This is a genomic window from Vibrio sp. 1978 (genome assembly GCF_033344345.1).
In genome coordinates, this window is record NZ_JAWPOP010000462.1 from 1 (window position 1) to 701 (window position 701).

Annotated in this window: 1 protein-coding gene; it reads right to left on the reverse strand. The window is 49.9% G+C overall.

Annotated elements, in window-relative coordinates; translation table 11 throughout:
- Positions 1-648: flagellar basal body L-ring protein FlgH (gene flgH / locus R8N49_RS27235; protein ID WP_318186686.1), on the reverse strand; the 648-nt coding region annotated here is incomplete at its 3' end.
- Positions 649-701: the final 53 nt, after the last annotated feature.

The window sequence follows — 701 nt, forward strand, 5'->3', positions numbered from 1 at the left end:
ATCAGGACGAATTGTGCCGCTTAAGCGAATGTACTCGTCACCCGTATTTAGCGTCATCCACTTCTCACCGCGGATCACGAGGTTGCCGTTTGCCAGCACTTCGATCACTTCGACCGTAATGTAACCACTGATGCTGTTACTCTGCTTCGCAGAAGAGTCGCCAGCAAAGGTGTTGGTGTTGTTTAAGTCATACGAGAAGTTGTACTTGCCGCCTACTTTCAGCTCTTCACCGCCCACTTGTAACGGATCCATTTGCGCTTCGTTGGTTTTCGACAAATCCGCGTTAGCGCTCTTCGTCGCACTGGTGGTTTCATCTAACGTAACTGTGATGATGTCGCCAATGCCGCGAGGTTTAGAGTCATCATACAAATCGGTAATGTGCTCTGGGCTAAACAGAGAACCCGTCGCCGCAGCATAATGCTCAGGCTTTTGTTTTGGATGGATTGGAGCCCAAGCTGGATCACCAGCAACCGGATCATTTCTGCCGCGCAGTGTATCAACGATGCCGCTACTCTCGTCTTTCGACTTATCGCCTTCAACCGCATCCACAACGGTAGTCGCTTGCGTCACTTCATCCGTTTCGATGGGTTCTAACATCGCACAGCCAGACATGGTTGTGATCAGCGCAAGTAAACAGATACGTTTCATTATGAGCTCCTTAATGGCTAACTTGCGCCGTTACAACTGCTGGTTAACGAAGC